Origin of the sequence: Caballeronia sp. J97, assembly GCF_905220305.1 — a bacterium.
Lineage (GTDB): Bacteria > Pseudomonadota > Gammaproteobacteria > Burkholderiales > Burkholderiaceae > Caballeronia.
Genome location: NZ_CAJMZL010000075.1, coordinates 1 through 2,986, shown reverse-complemented (window position 1 = coordinate 2,986; position 2,986 = coordinate 1). Strand labels below are relative to the sequence as shown.

At 59.8% G+C, this 2,986-nt stretch carries 2 protein-coding genes; one reads left to right on the top strand and one right to left on the bottom strand.

From position 1 onward, the window contains the following. The first annotated feature begins 19 nt into the window (after positions 1–19). A complete protein-coding gene (locus tag U4Y90_RS35855) occupies positions 20–1,444 on the top strand; it encodes an MmgE/PrpD family protein (RefSeq protein WP_321801866.1) in 1,425 nt (474 codons plus the stop codon). Positions 1,445–1,564: 120 nt separating this feature from the next. Here U4Y90_RS35855 and U4Y90_RS35850 read toward each other — a convergent pair. Further along, on the bottom strand, positions 1,565–2,986 hold a 1,422-nt coding region (locus U4Y90_RS35850; RefSeq protein ID WP_321801864.1), incomplete at its 5' end, for an electron transfer flavoprotein-ubiquinone oxidoreductase.

Sequence of the window (2,986 nt, the reverse complement as noted above, 5' to 3'; positions counted from 1 at the left end):
GTTTTCCAAGGAGACAGCAATGACAACCGCACAACAAAATCCATCTTCCGCGCCATCCAATTGCCCACCGCTGGAACAGGCAGTGGTGCAGTTCATCCAGGATCTGAAATACGAGGATATTGACTCGCACGCCCACGCCGGCATCAACAGGCTGATGCGCGATCAACTCGCCCTGCAGATCGGTATCTCCAAGATGCCGTGGTCCGAGCAATTACTCAGATACGCGACGAGCCAGCAACGACCGGGCAAAAGCCGCGTCAGTGCCTCGACAATTACGATGAGCGCCATGGACGCCGCTTTCGTCAACGGTTCGTACGGGCATGGATTCGAATACGACGATGCCCACGGTCCCAGCTACAGCCATCCGGGCAGTTGCGTCATCCCGGCTGCGCTGGCGATCGGTGAGGAACTCGGCTCTTCGCTCGAAGAAGTGATCACCGCGATGGTCGCCGGATACGAGGTCTACGCGCGCATCGGACTGCTTGCTGCGCCCGACCTGCTGCAACGCGGTTTTCATCCGCACTGCACGCTGTCCAACTTCGGCGCCGCGGCCGTTGCCGCCAAACTGCGCGGTTTCGATGCAGAAACGACGCTGCAAGCGCTGGCGATTGCGCTGAGTCATGTTTCGGGCACGACTGAATACACCTCCACGGGCGGCTCCATCAAGCGCATCCACGCGGGAATCGGCACACGCAATGGCATCGCGGCCGCCGACATGGCCACGGCAGGCATCACCGGACCGCGGGCTTTTCTGAGCGGAAACAAGGGATTCTTCCGCGCTTTCCTGCAGCGTACGCCAGGCGACGCCGCCGAACACCGCTTCGCGCCGGGTCGGCCTTTCGAGATCGCTACTGTCTGGCTCAAAGCCTATTGTGCCTGCTACTGCACGCATGCTTATATCGACGCGCTGCGCCCGTTTTCAGCGCGCCGCGACGAGATTGCCGACGTGCACCTGAAGATCACGCCGCACTTCAACGTCGTCGTCGGCACGTCCAACGCGAATGCCTACGAACCCAGGAACATCGAGCATGTGCAATTCAGCTTGCCCATTCAGGCAGCGTTCACGCTGTTGGGCAATGGGAACGGCTATCCGATCCATCGCGATTATCTCGCGGGCAAGGTCGACATGGCCCCGGTGATCGACATGGCGCGCAGCATCCGCATCACTGAAGAACCAGCGCTGGAGAGGGATTACCCAGGCAAGTTCGTCGCGGACGTGACGGTCACATTTAAAGACGGCTCCTCCGAGCATGTGTTCGTGGAAGATCCGATCGGCACCGACAAAAATTCCATGCCGGAACACGAGCAGGACGCGAAGTTCATGGAACTCACCGGTGACGTACTGGGTGAGGGCAGAGCCCGGAAGCTGCTCGCTGCGTTGCGTGAGATGAATCCGGCGATGAAAGCCGCAGAGCTGACGGCCATGTGTTCCACGGAGCACTGAATCCCGGCTTGCTTCCAAAGACTCGGCCAATAGCCAAACCAGCGCGCCCTTCGATTCACACGATGGGCGCGCGTTCAAATGCAAAGGTTGATGCGGTAAAACAACGCTTCCTCACTTTATCTACATGTCTGAATAGTTGGGACCGCCTCCACCCTCAGGTGTGACCCACACGATATTCTGGGTTGGGTCCTTGATGTCGCAGGTCTTGCAATGCACGCAGTTCTGCGCGTTGATCTGTAGTCGCTTGCCGCCCTGAACGTCGGCATCGACGAACTCGTACACACCTGCGGGACAGTAGCGCGCTTCCGGACCTGCATACGTCATCAGGTTGACGTTCACGGGCACGTCCGGATTTTTGAGCGTCAGATGCGCGGGCTGGTTTTCCTCGTGGTTGGTGTTGCTGATGAACACGCTGGAAAGCCGGTCGAACGTCAGCTTGCCATCGGGCCTGGGATAGTCGATGGGTTGGCAAGCGCTTGCAGGCTTCAAATATGCGTGGTCAGGTTTCTTGCGGCGCAGCGTCCAGGGGATGCGACCGCGCAGAACGAGCTGCTCGAAGCCATTCATCAGCGTACCTACAGCAAGCCCGTGAGCAAACCAGTTCTTGAAGTTGCGGTCCTTGTGCAGCTCAGCGCAGAGCCAGCTTTTTTCGAACGCTTGGGGATACTCCGTCAGTTCGTCGTGCTGGCGCCCCGCCGCCACCGCCGCGTAAGCGGCTTCGCCTGCGAGCATGCCGGTCTTGATCGCGGCATGACTGCCCTTGATGCGGCTCACGTTGAGAAAGCCCGCCTCGCAGCCTACCATCGCCCCTCCCGGGAAGATGAACTTGGGCAACGCGTTGATACCGCTCGCATTGATGGCGCGCGCACCATAGGACAGGCGCTTCGCCGTGATCTCGCCCTTGTCGTTCTCGAAGTAGTGGCGGATTCTCGGATGCGTCTTCCAGCGCTGGAATTCCTCGAACGGGCTCAGGTAAGGATTCGTGTAGCCGAGGCCCGTGACGAAACCCACGGCGATCCTGTTTTCATCGAGGTGATACAGGAAGGAGCCGCCGTAAGTCTCGCTGTCCATGGGCCAGCCGGCCGTGTGCATGACAAAGCCCGGCTTGTGGCGCGCGGGATCGATTTCCCACAGTTCCTTGACGCCGATACCGAAACTCTGCGGATCACGCCCGGCGGCGAGTTCATAGCGTGCGATCAGCTGCTTCCCGAGATGGCCGCGTGCGCCCTCGGCGAAAATCGTGTACTTGGCATGAAGCTCCATGCCGAGCTGGAAGTGCTCGTTGGGTTCGCCATCCTTGCCTATACCCTGGTTACCCGTCGCCACACCCATGACCGCACCGTGTTCGTTATAGAGCACTTCGGCGGCCGCGAATCCCGGAAATATTTCGACACCGAGCGACTCGGCCTGCTCTGCCAGCCACTTCGTCAATGCGCCCAGACTGATGACATAGTTCCCCCGGTTATGCGCGAACGGCGGCAGGAACATGTTGGGGACGCGCAGGGACGATTCCTTACTCAGAAACACGTAGGCCTCGTCGGT